This is a genomic window from Winogradskyella psychrotolerans (genome assembly GCF_018860565.1).
GTDB classification, from domain to species: Bacteria; Bacteroidota; Bacteroidia; order Flavobacteriales; family Flavobacteriaceae; genus Winogradskyella; species Winogradskyella damuponensis.
Genome location: NZ_JAHKPS010000013.1, coordinates 335,533 through 354,885, shown reverse-complemented (window position 1 = coordinate 354,885; position 19,353 = coordinate 335,533). Strand labels below are relative to the sequence as shown.

The window sequence follows — 19,353 nt, the reverse complement described above, 5'->3', positions numbered from 1 at the left end:
AAGGGACAGCGAAGATAAGTAACTAACTTTTATTGGGATTAAAAAAAGGTGTTAAAGGTCGTAACTTAACGACGTAATGTAAAATGACCTTTCACTTCAAAAGCAACATTACCTTGTTTTATTTCTGCTAAAAACCAATAATCACTGGCAGGCATATTGTAACCATTATATGTGCCATCCCAACCTTGTGTATGTGAACCTAGCTGTTTTAGAAGTTTTCCGTAACGGTCAAAGATGTAAATCGTACTTCCTGGTAATGTTTCAATACCAACAATATGCCAGGTTGGATTTTGTGCATCACCATTAGGAGTAAAAAATGGAGGAGCATCAACTACAACCACTTCTTTAGTTACTTCGGCACAACCATTTAAATCAATAATAGTTACTGTATGATAACCTAAAGCTACATTTTCAAAAACAGGAGATTCTTGAGGGGCACCATCGTCTAAAATATAAAGATAGTTGCCAATTCCAGAAATGGTTATCGTAATATTGTTTGGGTCTGAAAAATCAACAGTTTCGGTAAGTTCTATCGTTGCAGATTCAGATTCTATAACATTGAAAATACTTGTGGTGGGACAGTTAAATTCTGAATAAACTGTTACAGAATAAGTGCCAATTTCTGTGATTTCAATTTCAGGACTTGTTTGGTTTGTAGACCATAAATAGGTGTCAGTGGTATAAGACGTTTCTGCAGAAACCGTTAAAGGTAAGTTGTCTATACAAATAACCTGATCTGGAATATTGACATAAGGTTTGCGGTTTACAATCAATGAAAAATCGACAAAATCATAACATCCTGTTAAATTGTTTTCTATGCGAGCTGTGATAATTTCGTTGTTATACCCATCATAAGATGCGCTGTTGATATAATTTAGTCCTTCTTCGGCATCCACAGTATTGTTATAATAAGTAATACTATAATTATTTGAATTTTGATTGCCTAAAATAATGGCTGTTTGTTGGTTTAAATTGAAATTAAAATGTCCATCAAAATCATCGTCACATGTAGTGAGATTTGGTGGTTGATTGGCTATAGGTAGTGGGTTTACACGTAGCTCAATTGGGAAAACATAAAAACAATGTGTGGTGCTGAATTCTACACGCGCATATATAATATCATTTGTATTTGTATAACTATAATTAGTGTCTAATTCATTTTCATTAGCATTAGCGTCAATTTCAGAAGCGAAATAACTAAAAAGCACATTAAAATTGTTGTTTGAAATCTCTTGATTTAGAGTGGTTAAGTCGAAACTGTTAGTGGCGTTTTCACAAATATCAAATACATTGATAGCATTAGTTGCTGGTGGCAGATTTACATTTAATTCTAGAGGAACATAAGTGTAGCAAAGGGCTGTTGTATTGTAGATTTTTATAAAAACGGTTTGTGGATTGCTAATGTTAGAATAATTTTCAGGATTTAAAATAGGGTTACTATCAGTTTGTAAATCGTCAAATGTTTTAAAATAAGAGATATTATTATCAGGGTTTGATGTTGCAAATAAATCACTTTCAGCTGATGTTAAATCGAAAGTTGTAATGGCGTCATAATTATTGTCGCAGACTATGAGTGGTTCTGGTATATTAGGATGAGGATTTACAATTAAAGTAAAATCAGTTAAACTAAAACACCCTGTTTCATTATTTTCAATTCTTACAATAATTAATTGTTCATTTGACCCTGTGTATAAAGGCCCTATAGAATTATCACCACTTTCTGCATTTTCAGTATTAAGGTGATAGCTTACTGTAAAATCATTTGAACTTTGCGTTCCTAAAACAGTATTGGTTTGCGCTTCCAAATCAAAAGAAGCTAATCCATCATTAGAGTCGTCATCACAAGCTTCGATGTCGTTGGGTTGATTAGCAATAGGAAGTGGGTTAACCTGAAGGATAAAGTCATAAACATAAAAACAACCTGTATTAGGATCTTCTACACGAATAAAAATATTGTCGTTTATGCTTTGAAATGTGTAGTTCGTAGCTAATGGACTCGTATTGTTTTCTGCATTATTATAAGTTTCAAAATATGAAAGTAAGGCTTGCGTTTCAGGATTTATAATGGCGAATTCTACTTCAGAGAGGTCAAAATTATTTGTTGGGTTATCGCAAATTTCAAACACTTCAAAATCATTGATTGGTGGTGGTAAATTAGTGTTTATTTCTAATGGAACCGTTGTGTAGCAATTAGCAGCATTGTTAAAAACTCTAATGTATAAGGTTTGTGGGTTGCTGAGGTTGGTGTAATTTGTTGGAGACGAAATTTGATTTGTGTTTGCTTCTAAATCGTCTAGTGTTTCAAAATAAGAAATTGAAATGTTACTTGGTATTGTGGGAAATAAATCAGATTCTGCCGTTGTAAGATTAAAGGTGTTTATACCATCATAATTTGTGTCGCAAATAGTTATTGGAGTTGCACTTGAAGGAGCAGGATATACGATGGCATTAAAATTGGTTATAGAAAAACATCCTGTATCTATGTTTGTGACTCTAGCAAAAATGGTTTCATTGTTTTGAGCATTGTAATCTTCTGGTAATGCGTTTTCTCCATTTTCAGCATCTTCTATAGAATTATGATAACTGACTATAAATACAGTTGAGTTTTGCCCTTGAAGAATTGTACTGTTTTGTGTAGTTAAATTAAAAACTTCAAAGGTGTCGTTAGAAGTATCATCACAAGTTTCAATATCATTAGGTTGATTTGCGATAGGTAATGGGTTAATCACAAGTTCAAAAGGATAAGTAATGTAACAACCGGTTGTACTGTAAGCTAATCGTACAACAATATTATGAGATGCTGCCGTATATATATAATTAGTGTCTATTGGGTTTATATTCGCAATAGCGTCTGCATTTGTATTATGATAGCTAAATACGATATTTGTTGTATCATCTACAATCATATGGTTTACTGATAGTAAGTCAAAACTAGACGTGGGATTATCACATATTTCAACGATTTCAAAGTCATTAATTGGTGGCGGTAAATTAATAATTAAATCTAGAGGAACAGTTACAAAACAGTTGCTAATAGTGTTATTTACTTTTATATAAACAGTTTGCGGATTTGTGATATTGGTATAGTTTTCAGGATCTAAAATAGGATTTAAATCGGCTTCTAAATCTTCAATAGTTTCAAAATAAGAAACGACTATATTATCTTGTCTTACATCTAATATGTCTTCTTCTGCAATTGTAATATCCCAAGTTAAAATCCCATCATGGTTATCGTCGCAACGTTCAATAGGTGTTGAAGGATATACAACAGGAGCAGAAATGATATTAATTTCAAAAGCATTAATTCCTTTACAATAATTGCCATTATCTACTCTAGCAAAAAGCTGTTGTGGGTTTGTAGAATTGGTATAAATTAAAGGCACTGCATTAAGGTTGTTATTTGCGTCAAATTCTGAAGGGTGAAATGTAATGGTTAAAGTTTCTGGACTATTCGCTATCATTTCTGCAATGGTTTCATTAAGATCAACGGTTACAAAACCATCATTACTAATATCATCACAAAGGGTAATTGTTTCAGCGGGATTAAAAATAGGAATTGATCCCACTTCTAATTGAAATGAAGAAGTGCCAAAACAATCTGGATCGGATAAGTTTTCTACTCTAACATATATAATTTGAGCGCTAGTAGTATTTTGGTAAACGGAATATTTATCAATAGCATTAATACCAGCAATAGCATCAGCCTCCGTTTCAAAATATAAGACTTGTTTGTTGGGTTGTCCGTTTAGTATTTCAGCATCTTTTAAATAAAAATAAAAGTCAGCAACACCACTAATATCTGCTTCGCAATTTTCGAAATTTGTAATTGGTATAAATTGTGGTATCGTATTAATGTAGACATAAAATCCTGAAAGACTATAACAGCCTGTTGTTTCATTTTCTACTCTTGCATAAATATATTCTGTTAATGTTGTGTAATTGGCTGGATTAGCAATTTCATTTTCTCCTGCAATTGCAAAACTATAATCATTATAAAATGTAATGTCAAAACCAGCTGTTGTGGTTGTGATTTCTGGTATTTTAGAAACTAAATCTACGGTAGAAATACCATCGTCATCGTCGTCGCAAACAATTATAGACTCAGGATACATGATAGTTGGAGCACTAACAACGTTGACTTCTAAGGTAGAAATGTCATAGCATCCTGTTTGTGAATTGGTAACTCTTATATGAAATAATTGCGGATTAGATGTGTTGTAATAATAATTAGGAAGTATATTTTCATTGTTTATGGCGTCTTCCTCTGTAATATAATATTTTACATTTACAGCTGGTACACCTTGAGCAGCAACACTATTAAAAGTTTCCATAATTAAAGTGGTAAACCCATCATTGTCTTCATCACAATAATCTGTACTTTGAGGTGTTAAAACTATTGCTGGAGAAATTTGTAGTACAACATCTACATATTCTATACACTCGCCGTCTACAACAGTTGCATATATTATTGTGCCATTATCTGTAACATTAAAAGGGACGGTTTTATTTAAAACATTTATAGCGTTTTCTCTGTCATTTTCAGTTTCAAAAAAGGTGATTTCAAATTCGTCATAACCATCAGCGAGATCTGTTTCAACGTCATTTAGGTCAAAATCAGCGATACCATCATTAGATTCGTCATCACAAACTATAACGGCTTCATTGGATATCCCTGTTTGAATAATATTAGCATGCAATTCAAGATTGGTAACCGTATAACAACCTGTGGTAGGATCTAAAACACGTATATAAATTAATTGAAAAACAGGTGTTGTATTTTGATAGTTTTCAGGATCAGGTATTGGGTTTAAATTGTTGTGAGCATCGTAAAACGTGGTGTGGTAACTAACGTCTAAGCCAGTAACTCCTTGTAAAACATTGTCGATAACACTAGTTAAATCAAAATCTTCAAAGCCATCTTCGTCTTGCTCACAAGCGTTAATCCACTGATCGTTTAAGTTAATCGGTGGACTATCTTGAAACTCTACAGCAATTGATGTTGTAGAATAACAACCTGTTTCAGCATTGTAAATTCTAACATATAGAGTTTGATTTGTGTTAAAATTTGCATAAGGTGAAAAAATAGGGTAATAACCTAAATCTGCTTCGGGTTGGGAGTAATGATAAGAAATGTATAAATCATTTGCACCATTTAAAATCTGATCATTTGCAATGTTCAAATCCACAAACGTATAGCCATCTAATGTGGGATCTGCACAGGCTATTATGGTATCTGGTTCTACATATTCGGGTTTTTCATTGACAACAATATTAAATGTAGAAAAAGCCAAACATCCGTTTATTGTATCTTCTATGAGGACAAAAATAGCTTGAGGTGAAGTTGTATTTTGTATTGTGCCAATAATTGGGTTGACACCATTTTCAGAATCTTCAAGTGTATAATGATAGCTTATATCATAGTTGGATGGAGGTACAGATGCTAGTACCTCATTGTTTTTTGTAGTGAGATCAAAATCTTCTATACCATCACCATTATCATCGCAAAGAATATAATCTGAAATTTGAGTTGAAGCCTGTTCAGAATCTAGTGTAATTTCTACTGTATCTTCAATAACACAAGAGGTTTCATTGAGCTGAATGGTAATTTCAACTTTATAAGTTCCTGAAGAAACCGCTTGTAAAATAGGATTGTTTTCACCTGTTATAGGAATATCATTTTGAAACCACTGATATGTGGCTTGTGAGTTTTGAATATCACCATTTAAAGTTACAGAATCTCCACAAGTGCTAATATCAGGACCTAAATTTACATTGGCATTAAAACTATTCCCTTCAATAAACACTGCTGAATCAAAATTTTGATCATCTTGATCTGCTATAATAAGTTTTATTTCATATTCTACATTTGGTAGAATTGTAGCAGTAGCAGAAAGTACAACTGTACGACCGTTATAATTTGTATCTCCAACGTTGTAGCCTTCAAAAAAGGTTTCGTTTTCGGCAGCACAAGATCCCGGAATTATAGGATGTATGGTGTTGGTATTTACAGGTATTGAGGTGCCAGGAATTACAGCAATATTTGTAAATGGATCAGAAGAACCCGCTTCTTTTATTAAAAAAGCAAATCCATCAGAATAAAAACAAGGATATTCTTGTTGGTACTCTTCGGACGCTAAAATATAATTGAACTGAATTTGATTAGCGACAGACACAAAGTTAAATTGTACAGAAGTCGCATTTAGGGTTTCATTTATGCCTAATGCATTTTCTAAATCGGTGTCAGTTCCCCAAGATTCATCTCCTTCATTTAAGGGGTTTGTATTCAATACATTTCCTGCGGAATTTACATTTCCTGTAGTTAATAAGATGCCATTTTCAAATGGAAAACTAGAATTGCTACGTTCAAAATAGCCATAACTATTGATGCCATTTAAACCTCCGTTTACATTGGTTGAAATATTTGAAATTTCAACACAATTTTGTCCCAAGTTTTGTTGAATAAGTTGCTCTAAGGGTAGTGAGTCGTCTGTGGTTATTTGCTGAGCATAGAAAGGAATAATACTAATTAAACAAATAAAGGTGGTTAGGGTATACTTTAATTTCATTGCAATATTTTGAGAAATATGCCCTAGCTAAATGAGCAAAATTTAATTGAAAGCAATTTAGGTGAAGAAAAAGTAATTAAAAATCCCCAGTATTGGGGATTTTTTAAGGTAAGTTACTTGTTTAATTGGATGAATGACAATTGTTTAAAATATTTTTTTGAAAATTTATCGTTTTAGGGTGAAATGTCCTTTAACTTGAAATGCAATAGAGCCACGCTGAACATCTGCTACATACCAATAATCATTTGTAGGCATTTTTTCACCATTATAGTTACCATTCCAACCAGGCGTGTTAGAACTCAATTGGGTGATAAGTTTACCATAGCGGTCAAAAACACTAATAGTTGTACCAGGTAAAGTTTCTATTCCTACGATATGCCAAGTGTCATTAGTGCCATCATTGTTAGGTGTAAAGAATTTTGGAATATCAACAACCAAGACTTCTTTAGTAACATTAGAACAACCATTTAGGTCTATAATAGTTACAGTATGATAACCCATAGGTACATTGTCAAAAACATTAGATTCTTGAGGATCTAAATCGTCTAATTGGTATAGGTAATCACCAATTCCGCTAATAGTTACTGTAATATTATTGGGATCTGAAAAATCAATAATTTCAGTGGTTTCAATAGTTGCAGATTCAGATTCAGAAACACCAAAATAACGTGTGTTTTCGCAACCAAATTCTGAGGTTACTTTTACCCAATAACTACCAATATTTGTGATTTCAATTTCTGGTGTAGTTTCTCCAGTTGACCATAAATAAGTGTCTGTAGGGTAATTAGTATTTGCAGAAACTAATAATGGCCCACTATCTAAACAAATTACTTGATCTCTAATATCTATAATAGGAAGTGGGTTTACTATGATAGAAAATTGACCAATACTATAACAACCTGTGGTATTGTTTTCTACACGCGTGTAAATTACTTCACCATCATAAGCCATATAATTGGTGTCTAAAGCAAAATTGTTTTCATTGGCTTTAAGTTCCGTATTATGATAAGTTACTGTAAATAAATTAGGATCTTGACCACCTAAGATACTAGCATTTTGTTGTGATAAATCGAATTCCAAAATACCATCAAAGTCATCATCACAATCTATTAAATCACTTGCTTGATTAGCAATTGGTAAAGGCTGTACTTTTAAATTAAATTGATAATAGGTTGAACAATGCGTAGTGCTATATTCTGTTCTTACAAATAAAGTGTCATAATTTGTCTGATAAGTATAATTTGTGTCTAAAGCATTTGTATTGGCAATGGCATCTGCTTCATTAGAAAAATAACTAAATAGTACATTATAATTAACGTCAGTAGTAATCTCATTGATCTCTGTTAAATCTACACTATTGGTATCATTAGCACATATGATGTATTCTTCAAAATCATTAATAAGTGGAGGTTGATTTACTATTAACTCTATAGGTTGTGTTGTATAACAGTTAGATATAGTATTAGTTACTTTAATGTAAACTGTTTGCGGGTTAGAGGTATTTGTATAGCTTTCAGGATTACTAATTTCGTTGGCATTCGCTTCTGCATCTTCAAAATTCTCATAGTAGTTAATAACAAGATCTTCCTGTCTAATATCTAAAATATTATCTTCTGCACTTGTTAAATCAAATTGAAGTGAGCCATCTGTATCATCATCACATTCTATTATAGGATCTGTAGTTGAAACATTTGGCGTGCTAATTACATTAACAACAAATGATGTAATAGACTGGCAAATAGTACCATTATCTATTTGTACATATATTTGTTGCGGATTTACTGTATTTGTAAATACTAGTGGAATTTCATTAGTGTTATTTATAGCGTCTTCTTCCGATGTGAAGAATTTTACAGTTTGTATATCTGGAATGCCAGCAGACACTTCATCAATTTTACTTGAAAAATCGAATGTTACTGAACCATCAACAGTACTGTCATCACATACAAATATATCTGTAGGTTCATTGTATTCAGGATTGGTACCAACTTCAATAGTAAAAGAAGATGTTGTATAACAAGATTCATCTGTAATATTATCAATTCTTACATAGATTTCTTGTGGATTACTAATGTTTTCATAAACACTTGTTTTGTCTATTGCATTTGTTTTATTATCTGCATCTGCTTGAGTTAGATAATAAGACACTTCTTTTCCAGTTTGCCCACTTAAGGCTTCTGTATCTTTATTTTGGAAAATAAATTCTCCTATACCATCTGAGTTATCTTCACAAAAATTATATTCGTTAACATAATTAGATAAATCTCCAACAAAAGGTAATTTGTTTACTATAATATCTAACTCTTCTATAGAATAACAACCCGTGTTTGTGTTTTCAACACGCATATAAACAATTTCTGTTTGTGCTGAATAATTAAACAAGTCAGTTATTGGGTTTTCATCTAATTGTGCATCACTTAGACTATTGTGAAAAGTAACAGATCTATTAGGTGTTGCTAAAATTGAGTTAGGAATACTGTTATTTAAATTAATAGGAGAAAAACCATCTCTATCTGCATCACAAATGATGATATCTAAAGGTTTTTCGCTTTCGGGTGCTGGTAATACAGTAACCTCAAAAGAGTTGTAGTCGTAACATCCTGTTTGAGTAAATGTAATTCTAGGGAATAAGGTAAACGGATTGGTTAAGTTTGTATATAAGTTAGGTAATGGATTTGTATTATCAATCGCATCTTGTTCTGTTAAAAAGTAAGTTACTCCAAAACCTTCTTGTCCATTGGTAACGTCTGCATTTAAACTTGATAAATCTGTTGTTGTTAATCCGTCTTGGTCCGTGTCACAAACAATTAGGCTTACAACAGATTCAAAAGTTACGATAGGGAATAATATTAAATTAAATTCAGCGACTTCAAAACAAGTTGGGCTTTCTAAAGTTATATATATTGTTTGTGGATTGCTTTGCGAGTTATAGACAACGCTTTTATCAATAGGATTGATTTGATTGTCTCTGTCTGATTCAGTTTCGTAAAAAACAACTTCAACATCTTCTAAATCATTAACAATACCTACTTCAATATTTTCAAAATCAAATTCTTCTGTACCATCATCATCAATATCACATAAGGTGACGTCTCTAATATTTGTGGCGGTTAAAAGTAAATTTGTATGGAGTTCAATAGGAGTAGTAGAAGCACAGCCAGAAGTTCCATTTTCTACTCTAATATATACGATTTGTTCTTCGCTAATAATATTTTGATAGTTTGTATCATTTGCAATAGGGTTAGCACCAGAAAGTGCGTCTTCAGGAGAAACATGAAATGTTACATTAACACCTGTTATGCCTTCTAATACATCAGGAATAATTGCTGTTAAATCAAAATTAGCAAAACCATCATGATCTGCGTCACAGGCATCTATAAGATGAGGTTCCATATTAATTATAGGACTCTCTATAACACTTATATCTAATGTTGTTATTCTAATACAGCCTGTTTCAGGGTTTTGAACACTAACAAATAATTGCTCACTTGGGTTAGTGTTGGTATAAGGCATTGGGTAAGCGTTAATACCAATAGCAGCATCACTTGCAGAGCTATGATAAGTTACTACAAGATTAGTTTGTCCAAGAGTAATTTCGTTATCTTTGAGAAAATTTAAGTCCATTGCAGTACTTCCGTCTGCTATTTGATCATCACAAACTTCTAAAGGTGATGGGTCAGTTATTATTGGTAAACTATTAACGATTAAGTTAAACGTAGAAAATGCTAAACAACCATTAATAGTATCTTCAATTCTTACATGAATGGCTTGTGGGTTTCCTGTATTTTGAATAGGATTTGTTATAGCGTTACTATTACTAACAGCATCTGAGTTGGTGTAATGATATGAAATGGTATAACTAGAAGCAGGCACAGAAGCCAATACTTCTGCATCTTTATTAGATAAGTCAAATGTTTCAATACCATCGCCATTTAAATCATCACATAAGAGATAGTCTGTAATAGGATCTGATGTTTGTGTAGAACTTAAAGTGATATTAATTTCATCTTCGATAACACAAGAGCTTCCTGCTAAAGGAAGTTCGATTTCTACTCTATAATTTCCTGATTGTGATGCTGTTAATGTCGATTGGTTTTCTGAAGGAATTAAAGCATCATCTAAATACCAAGAATATGTTGCGTTTATGTTATCTATATTTCCATCTAGTACAGTACTAGTGGCACATGTTGTAAAATCTTCACCTAAATCTACAGAAGCATCAAAACTATTACCTTCAATAAATACAGCTGAATCATAATTTTTATCATTTTGATCAGCAATTACCAGTTTGATTTGATATTGCACATTAGGTTGAATAGTAGCTGTTGCAGAGAGTACCGTTGTTCTACCATTATAATTTGTGTCACCAAGGTTATAACCTTGAAAATACTCTTCGTTTGAAGCAGGACAAAAGCCTACAATTTCATCGTGAACTGTATTTGTGTTTACAGGAATTGTTGTACCTGGTATTAAAGCAATATTGGTATAAGGGTCGCTCGTTCCAGCTTCTTTAATTAAAAAGGCGAATCCATCAGAATATTCACATGGAAAGTTTCCAAAGTATTCTTCAGAAGCGAGGATATAATTAAATTGTATTTGATTTGAAATAGAAGTAAATTCAAATTCTATAGATGTTGCATTTACTGTTCCTGAGATACCTAAAGCAGTTTCAAGGTCACTGTCTGTGAGCCAGGTAGCATCTCCTTCGTTTAATATGGTATTGTTTTGTCCATTACCGGCTGAGTTGGCATTACCTGTGGTTAAAACAATTCCGTTTTCGAAAGGGAAATTTGAAGCAGCGCGTTCAAAATATCCAAAACTGCCTATGCCAATAGACGATCCGTTTGAGGGTGATGAAATATTTGAGACTTCTACACAGCCTTGAATTAGTGTGTTTTGTATTAAGTCTTGGGGTGAAACTGAATTATTTACGGTAACTTGTTGTGCAAATGAAAAACTACAAATTAAGCCTATAAATAAGCAGAGGGAGCGGTTAAAATAAGTCATTAGTTTCGGTTGAGTTTAAATTTTTAGTGTAGGGTAGATTTGGGGCTAACGCTAACACGTACTTTAATATGGGCGAAATGTAAAGTTAAAAAAGTTGAAATGCAATAAAATACGTTGAAATGCACAAAATGTTAACATTTTGTGCGTATAAACTTACTTTTAAAAATAAGAAAGGCCTCTAAAGAGGCCCTTCTTCCCAAATTGAATTAAAAAATTCTAACCGTAATGTATTAGAAGTAGCTTAACCCGAAACTCTTATGACTATGGTTTTACCTAATTAAAAAATCTAACTTATAGACTTTTAATTTAAGTACTATTATCGAGGGAAATATTAATAAAATGAAGAGGGAATTAACAGTGAAACTTGTTAACGGATATAAAATTAAATGAAGTAATTCGTTATTGCAAAAAAATAAGACGAAAGGGCTAAAACTTTAACAAATTAAAAAAAGGCACATTTTAGTAGTTTACATAGACCCAACCCATAAACGGTTGGTAGTTAGAATCATTCAAGTTTAAGAGGTAGAAATAGGTGCCAACAGGCACTTTATTACCTATATTATTAAGACCTCTATTTATCTTTCCAAACCAAGGTTTACTATTATTACCTTCATAAATAAGAACTCCGTAGCGGTTATATATTTTTAAGTTGTGTTCTGTAAATATATCGTATAAGCCTTGAATATTAAACCAATCGTTATGCATGTCGTTATTAGGTGAAAAGCCTTGAGGTATAAAAGGTGGACAGTTTTCGGTGTTTAAATTAAACTGAAAAATTTCATAACAGGGCAGACTTACCATACGCATGTAAATAGTTTGAGAGTTTGACGTATTAGTATAGTTACTAGGTATTAATATAGGGCTAGATTCTGTTTCTAAATCTTCTAAAGAGTGGTAAAAAGCTACATTTTCTTCAGTATAACTTAAAGTATTAAGTGCCTCATATAAATTATAAGTAGATTTTTTAAAACCCTCATTACATCCTAAAAGACTAGGGAGAATTGTTGTTTCAGGAATGAGCAGCAATTCAATATCAATAAATGTACTATTGTTATTTTCATTAGTTTCAGTAACAATTCCATCTAATGTACCATCATCATCTACGATTGCTAAAATGTTTACATTAGGATTTGTGCTTTCAGGAATATTAAGCATAATGGAATTACTTTCACTAGCATTTATTGCGATATCATTTATAGTTTGGCTTTCACCAATAAGTAGACCATCACTATAAAAGGCTATAGGAGTATTAGCAGGTAAAATGTCTGTAGAGTTAAAGTTGTTTACGGTATAATTGACTTCAATATTAAAATCATTACAATAGACGAAATAATTATCTAAGGTAATTGTAGCATCTGGTAACTGACTATTGAGAACAGTGATGATATTATTGATAATAATGAGGTCGGCTTGAAATAGACCATTTGTATCATAATCACCAGTAGTAAGTTTAATAGAAACAGAAGTGTCTCCAATAGCAATATTGTTTTCTATGCTATAAACATCTAAATCTCCATTGAAAAAAGTGTTAGAATTGGTAAATGTATTAGTACCATTAAAAGCATTGTCGGCAAGATTTAATGGAGGATTAGAAATTAAATTATTATTAATAGAAAGTGATTCGCCATAATTTAAAGCGTTATCTCCTTCCCACGCTAGAAAACCTATTCTTGCTCCATCATTATCTAAAACATTAATATCTGATAATGTCATATCCAGTTCGGGGACATTTCTACTAATAATTTCTAGACCTTGAAATAAACTAATTTGATTTAAAGGTAGAGTATTGTCTTCATATATGACATAAATGCTCCAACCTCCAAAATTGGTTCTGTTTCCGCAATATCCAGGATTTGATAAGATTGAAGTATTAATATCTGCATTAGCAAATTGATAGTTTACATTACCTTCTGTTATAATTTGTTCTGTGATATCGGCATAGCATGAAAAGTAACTAAGTTCACCAAAAGTTGTATCATCGTAAAACACATTATAGGTATGGTCTGCAATAATTGCTGTGTCATTTAAAGTTACTTCTGTATCTCCAAGTCCAGATCCTGCCCAATAAAGGTAGGCTTTAACAACCGTAAAATTAGGGTCTAAAGCTAGTGTTGCACTGGAGGTGTCTAAAATACTGCAAAACGAAGACGTATTATTTTCGCTTGGATTTAGCGTATTACCAATAGCCGTATAATCATATCTACCATTGAATTGCTGAAATAATGAAATATCTTGTGCAACTAATGGAAATGATATACTTAATAGAAATAAGTATAATATATAATATGTGCTTTTCAAGGTATTAGATTGGTAGGACTAAAATACAATAATTAAATTACCGTTTCAAAGTAAAATGACTAGTAAAGGTTCTGCCATCTTCTAAAGTTACTTTAAACCAGTAATCGTTAGTAGGCATATTTTCACCGTTATACCTGCCATCCCAACCAATACTTAAGGGATCGAGTTCTTTTAGTAGCTTACCGTATCTATCAAAAATATAGATTGTTGAATTGGCCTGAAACGCTTCCGTAATCCCACGAACTTGCCAATAATTATTGTCATAATCATCATTAGGTGTGAAAAATTTAGGGAAACCTATAACCGAAATTAAATCTTCTACAATACCACATTCGTTTTTATCGCGTACGTAAACGGTGTATAATCCTGGTTGAACATTACTAAATGTGTTAGAGTCTTGGTAAGGACCATAAATATCATCTAATGCATATTCGTAATCTCCTTCACCTGTCACAAATACTGAAATTGAATTGTTTTGTGTAGCATCAATGACTTCAATATTTAAAACTGTTGCGATATTAGATGGTAACACGGTAATGGTTCGGTCTTTAAAGCAACCGTTGGTGTTTGTCACTCTTACGTTGTAGGTGCCTGGAGTGTTAATTTCTATTTCTGTAGTATTTTCACCTGTAGACCATTCGTAATAATAGTTACTTGGAGAATCACTTATAACTCCACCATTTAATATAAGTGTTTCAGGGAATGAGTTTAAACAATATAGTGTTTCAAATGTTGTTTCAATATTGGGTAACTCTAAAACAGTGAGTTCAATTTCGCTTATGCCATAACATGCGCTTGCGTTTTCTACACGTCCGTAAATTGTTTGGTTATACGGAATGGTATTGGTAAATGTAGTCCCAATAGGATTTGTTTCTACCAAAGCATCTTCATAGGTTTCGTAATAAATTAAATCTAAACCACTAGGTGTATTGGCTAAAATGATGTCATTGGTTTCTGTTAAGTCAAAGGTCATAAAACCATCTTCAGTTCCATCTGTATCACACAATGCTATGCTTGCGTTGTTAGAAGAAGTAGTGCTTACTTCTAAAGAAATTTCACTATAATTATAACAGGCAGAATCTGTATTTGTTACTCTTGCATATATGATTTGAGGATTGAAGAAATTATTGAAAGCATCACCATTTATTTCATTTTCTTGATTTTCAGCATCTAATAACGATAAATAAAATTCAATGCTATTATTTGAGATGTCATCTGTAATATCTTCTAAATAATTATTAATATTAAAGGTGGTAAAGCCTTCAGGAATACCGTCTTCGTCACATTGTAAAATAGAAATGTTATTTGCAACAGGAATAGGATTTACTACGAATTCAAAACTAGCTGTAGTAAAACAATCTGTATTTGCTGTATTTTCAATTCGGGTAAAGATAGTTTCATTAAAAGCATCACTGTTTGTATAGCTTAATGGTAAAGGGTTTAAATTATCATTTGCATCGTCTTGTGAGGTATGAAACGTAATGCTCGTTTCATTTTCATCTTGTGTTCCTCTTATTGTTGGTTTTAAATCTTCTAAATTTACTGTAGCAATACCATCTAATTCATCACCTAGGTTATCGCAAATCTCAATAGTGTTTAATACGGGGACTTGTGGTGTTGAAAAGACTTCAAGCTCAAAGGAGTTAATGTCGTAACAATTGGTGTTTTCAATGTTATTTACACGAACAAAAATCCTTTGTGGATTACTAATATTGGTGTAAGGAAACGCAATTTTATTGTCACCAGAATTGGCATCAGCTAGTGTTTCAAAATAATTAACCTCATACAGTAAGGGATCTTGAGTTAAAAGGGCTTCAGAGTTCTTATCTGTAAAATCGAAAGAAAATAGACCATCATTATCAGTGGTATCACAAACCTCTACTCTTGCAAGTGAATTTGCTACAGGAATATCAAAAATACCAACAACAGCAGTTCCTTCTATTGGGCAATCACCATTATTAGGTTCTATGTACACTTCGTAAAATCCAGGAGTATCTACAAACAATTGTGATGAGGTTTCAGGTATAATTAAGCCATTATAAGACCAAACATAATCTGCACCAACAATATCTGTAGCTTGCAGCGTGTAATTGTCTCCTGTACAAAGTTTTAGTTCTGAGGTGCTAATACCATTTTGAATAATATCAATTTCAGAATTAAACAAAGATTGAATAAAAGGAGGTAAGCCTATCTGACTTCTATTAGTTGGTGGTCCGCCGACATCAAGAAGCACACCTTGTGCGTCGTAAATAACATCTTGCCAATCTGCTTCTGGGTTGGTAATAACTCCGAGATATGTGCCTGAATTACTTTGATTATTAAAATCAAATTGTGCTCTGTAAATTTTTCCATCAATTCCTAGTTGAATGGCTGCTGCACTATATTGATTAGCGTTTGGAGTACTAATGGTTCCTCTAGAGTTGGTGATGTGGTCATTATCGCCATCTAAATCCCATTGCATGATTTCACTTGAGCCAGAACCGGCAGCTCCTATACCAATGGTGGCATATACTTTTTTATTATTTGCAGAAAACTCAACACCATACGGACTATTGCCTTCAGAAGGACTGTAAAGTTCTAAAGGATTAGAGATTAAGCCAGAATCGTTGTCAAAATCAAATAAATAAACACCGCCAGGCGCATCATTTCCCGCTTGCGTATCTTCAAAACCATGATGTGCAACAACTAATTTAGTGCCATCAGGCGAGGCTTTTATATAGCCTAATGCATTTTTGCGATAGCCACTAGCGGGTACAATAAGATTATCACCATCACTAGTGTCAAATGTAGAAATTACAGGACCTATATTTACACCATTTTCGTCAATAGAAACACCATTTTCAGTAACCTTAAAGGCATAAAAAGAATCTACAAAATGTGTAATTACCCAAAAAGAGGTACAATCATCTGCTTTTACGGCTGTAATTTTTTCTGAACATTTAAGTTCCGATTCTAATGGATTTGTAGGGTCATAAGTTATAAGTGGTACGTTTTTCTCAATAGCATCAACAGCTCCTAAACCACCATCTTCATTCATATTTATTTTGGTATACATTAAACCATCATTTACGCCATCTCCATCTGTTTGTCCTGAAAAAGCAGGATTAGACGTGTTAAAATGATGTGGCTCATCTACCGTAAAAATGTAATAAATATTAGGGTCTTGTGGTTTGGGTACAATTAAACCAGAAGAGGTACTAGATGGGTCTCCTTTTAAACCTGTACCATTTTGCATTATAGCATGCTGACTGTTCCAAACAGTTATACCGTCAGAATAGAATAATAAGTTGCCATCAGTATCGGATATTGAAGTACAGCCTTCTAAAGTATTAATTTCTCCGTCATTTACAGCTGTAACAGTATTACTAGAGGCATCAAAACGCAAACCCGCATTTCTTCCAAAATACCAAAATGAGGCTTCATTTTGTGCAAAAAGTTGGATACTTGTACATAGTAAGAGGATAATAAAAAGAGTCTTTTTCATAATAACTTTGGTGTATTGCTAACACACTAATCAATACTATATAACAATTAGAACTGTAAAAGCCCTAGTATAGTGTTGAGTTTATTATAGCAATTGCTATCAAAGGTATTATAAATCTCTCTTTTTTAGTAATCGGTATGATAAAAAGATAAAAATGGCAGTCCAACCTAGTACGATAGCTATTTCATACCAATGCACAGCGTAATCATACATAATGTCTGCTTTTTCTGGGAACTTTGTCATTACAATTCTCTGAATAGGTTGGTTAATCAAATTCCACATAGATTGTAAAGGCATGAAATTGTAAATTCCATCTGCAACGGTTTCATTAAGTTTCCATTTCATTAAGCCATAAGTAATACTTTCTGTAATAAATAGTAGGAATAAGAATCCTAATGCAAATGCAGATCGTTTTAATAGCATACCTAAGAATAAACACAAACTAAAGAACCCAACAAGTTTTACAAAATAAGCAAGTAAAAATTCTACTTCTCTAAAAATAATGGAAGCTTCTGTATAACTTGAATAATATAAGCCAATTAAGAATGTTGCTAAGCCAATTAATAGCGTAGCACACAATGAGAAAAATACAATAGTATAAAATTTAGATAGTATAAATTCCTTTTTACTAAGCCCATCAATAAGGTTTTGTTTTAGCGTTTTGTTACTGTATTCATTACCAATCATGCTTACGACAACTATAGCAAAGAAAAATTTGAATTGTGCCGCAAAGAAGGTTGTAATATGCCAAATTATTGGGAAATTAAAAATACCTAACTCACCTAATTCTAAAGTAAAAAAACCAAAGAAGTTAATTTTTATTGAAGACAAAATTAATACCGTAAATGGTAAAATAAATGAGATAATTATTAAAACTCTACTCGCTTTATTAAGCCAAAGTTTTTGTAATTCGAGTTGTATAAGACGTAACATATATTGGTTGGTTTTACATCCTTCTTAAAAGATAAGAAGGGTGCTGTTTTTTTTGATTGATTTATTAATGGTCTGTTAATTGTAAAAATTGTTCTTCTAAACTTTCTTTTCGTTTTACAAGATGTGATAGAAAAATACCTTTTTCAAACATTAATTTATTAAAATCAGAAGCAGACATTGGTTCGTTTAAAAAAGCCGTAATCAATTCGTCCTCTACTGTTACGTTGCCAATGTTGGGGTGTGATTCTAATATGGCTATTAACTCTTGGTGTTTTTCGGCCTTTAATTCAAAAAAACCATGACTGTTAATCATTTCATCTACACGACCAGAATACAATTTTTCTCCTTTACGTAAAACAACCACATGCGAGCAAACTTTTTCAACTTCGTCTAAAAGATGCGAAGCTAAAAGAATGGTAGTGCCTTTGGCTGCAATTTCTTTTATAATTTGACGTATTTGATGAATTCCTTGAGGATCTAAACCATTAGTAGGTTCATCTAATATTAAAATTTCAGGATCGTTAAGTAGGGCAGAAGCAATGGCTAAACGTTGTTTCATTCCTAAAGAATAAGTTCTAAACTTATGGTTTTTTCTATCTAATAAACCAACGACTTCAAGTTTTTCGTCTATTTTACTATGCTCAACTCCTTTTATTTTACAAACGAGCTTTAAGTTTTGTTCTGCCGTCATATAAGGATAAAAGTTTGGTCGCTCAATAATAGCTCCAACTTGTTTTAAAGCATTGTGTGTAGTGGTATTGCCATCAAACCAATGAAAATCGCCTTGTGTTTTGTTTACTACATTTAAAACAATACCTAATGTGGTAGATTTACCACTTCCATTTGGTCCTAAAATGCCATAAACATTGCCTTTGTTAATTGTGAAACTCAAATTTTTCACAGCTGTTAAATGACCAAATTTTTTTGTGAGATTATTGATGGTAAGGATTGGCTCCAAAATGATTGATTTTTAAAATATCAAAATGACACCTCAAATAGCTTAGTGTGACAAATTAGATATTGGTTGGTTATAAAGGTAAGACGATTAAGACTTTTAATTGTTAC

At 32.4% G+C, this 19,353-nt stretch carries 6 protein-coding genes; all 6 read right to left on the bottom strand.

Translation table 11 applies throughout. The features are described from left to right. Positions 1–65 precede the first annotated feature (65 nt). Entirely contained in the window at positions 66–6,566 is a 6,501-nt protein-coding gene (locus tag KO504_RS06130; protein ID WP_215925444.1) for a T9SS type B sorting domain-containing protein, read from the bottom strand. A 165-nt stretch (positions 6,567–6,731) separates the two neighbouring features. Then, the gene (locus tag KO504_RS06125) at positions 6,732–11,573 is read right to left on the bottom strand and encodes a T9SS type B sorting domain-containing protein (RefSeq protein WP_215925443.1); all 4,842 of its coding nucleotides are present in this window, start codon (positions 11,571–11,573) and stop codon (positions 6,732–6,734) included. Between the two features lie 459 nt (positions 11,574–12,032). After that, a complete protein-coding gene (locus KO504_RS06120) occupies positions 12,033–13,871 on the bottom strand; it encodes a gliding motility-associated C-terminal domain-containing protein (protein ID WP_252723626.1) in 1,839 nt (612 codons plus the stop codon). 37 nt (positions 13,872–13,908) lie between these two features. Beyond that, a complete protein-coding gene (locus KO504_RS06115; protein WP_215925442.1) occupies positions 13,909–17,355 on the bottom strand; it encodes a T9SS type B sorting domain-containing protein in 3,447 nt (1,148 codons plus the stop codon). 108 nt (positions 17,356–17,463) lie between these two features. Beyond that, on the bottom strand, positions 17,464–18,288 hold the full coding sequence (locus KO504_RS06110) for an ABC transporter permease subunit (protein WP_215925441.1): 825 nt from the start codon (positions 18,286–18,288) through the stop codon (positions 17,464–17,466). A gap of 64 nt (positions 18,289–18,352) precedes the next feature. Further along, the gene (locus KO504_RS06105) at positions 18,353–19,246 is read right to left on the bottom strand and encodes an ABC transporter ATP-binding protein (protein ID WP_215925440.1); all 894 of its coding nucleotides are present in this window, start codon (positions 19,244–19,246) and stop codon (positions 18,353–18,355) included. Positions 19,247–19,353: the final 107 nt, after the last annotated feature.

What these genes read in the sequence shown, in the direction of transcription:
- KO504_RS06115 (WP_215925442.1), bottom strand. Translation starts at nt 17,355, where the DNA reads ATGAAAAAGACTCTTTTTATTATCCTCTTACTATGTACAAGTATCCAA.
- KO504_RS06130 (WP_215925444.1), bottom strand. Translation starts at nt 6,566, where the DNA reads ATGAAATTAAAGTATACCCTAACCACCTTTATTTGTTTAATTAGTATT.
- KO504_RS06110 (WP_215925441.1), bottom strand. Translation starts at nt 18,288, where the DNA reads ATGTTACGTCTTATACAACTCGAATTACAAAAACTTTGGCTTAATAAA.
- KO504_RS06125 (WP_215925443.1), bottom strand. Translation starts at nt 11,573, where the DNA reads ATGACTTATTTTAACCGCTCCCTCTGCTTATTTATAGGCTTAATTTGT.